Source organism: Synechococcus sp. BA-120 BA3 (assembly GCF_034931285.1).
GTDB lineage: Bacteria > Cyanobacteriota > Cyanobacteriia > PCC-6307 > Cyanobiaceae > Cyanobium.
The window spans coordinates 1-825 of the sequence record NZ_JAYGHZ010000214.1; the positions used below are offsets into that span (position 1 = coordinate 1).

The 825-nt window shown below is 64.1% G+C and carries 1 protein-coding gene and 2 pseudogenes; all 3 read left to right on the forward strand.

Features of this window, described 5'->3' with window-relative positions:
* Positions 1 to 228 precede the first annotated feature (228 nt).
* Positions 229 to 384, forward strand: a complete 156-nt coding sequence (locus VB737_RS07355; RefSeq protein WP_500312262.1) for a helix-turn-helix domain-containing protein — start codon at positions 229 to 231, stop codon at positions 382 to 384.
* Between the two features lie 23 nt (positions 385 to 407).
* Positions 408 to 521, forward strand: a pseudogene (locus tag VB737_RS07360) (hypothetical protein); the annotation flags it as partial.
* Positions 522 to 656: 135 nt separating this feature from the next.
* A pseudogene (locus VB737_RS07365) lies at positions 657 to 825 on the forward strand (IS21 family transposase); the annotation flags it as partial.

Consider the following 825-nt stretch of genomic DNA (forward strand, 5'->3'; position numbering starts at 1 on the left):
AGCAGGCATCTCGCGAACGTCAAATCCATGGTCTGGAAAAACGTGCAAGAGCACTGGGTTACCAACTGGTTGCTACCGGCTGATAGGCGGAGATCCCTGATGGCCGTGGGTGTTTCTTAGGAAGTTGTCACCCCTGTGATCAGTACACCCGGGGGCTTGAGGACATGACCAATGCGCCGTTACAGCGAGGCTGTCAAAGCCGATGTGAGGAGGCGGATGAGCCCACCCATGCGGCAGAGCGTGGCTCAGATTTCAGCAGAGCTGGGCATCCATGTCGTGACCCTCTACAACTGGAGGAAGGCCTGGCGGTTGCAGGGTGTCAGGCGACAGCGAAAACTGGTCCAGATGCGACACGAAATCTGGCCCCCCTCCTTGAGCCACTGACCAGGGCCAGCGCGCAGCCTGCGGTGCTGTCACCTCTGGAGCAGAGCTCCCGGGATGCGGCGTTGGAAACCCCAGAGGATGTCCAGGCGATCCTTGGCCTCACCGCGGCTGGCTGGGGCCGGCGGCGGATCGCCAGGGAACTGGGCTGTTCACCTGAAACCGTCCGCAAGTACCGGCGGCAGGGAGGCTGGGAGGCCTACGGCAAACCCCGGCGGATCGGCGTTCTCGATGGTCAGTGCGACTGGCTCAAGGAGCGGTTCCTGGCCCACAACGGCAATGCCGATGTGGTGCGCCAGGAGCTGGCCAGCGAGAAAGGCATCGCCGTGTCACTGCGCACCGTGGAGCGGGCGGTGGAGCCCTGGCGGCAGGAGCTGCGGGCCGCTGCCCTGGCAACGGTGCGGTTTGAGACGCCGCCGGGCAAGCAACTGCAGGCCGATTTCG

What these genes read in the sequence shown, in the direction of transcription:
- VB737_RS07355 (WP_500312262.1), top strand. Translation starts at nt 229, where the DNA reads ATGCGGCAGAGCGTGGCTCAGATTTCAGCAGAGCTGGGCATCCATGTC.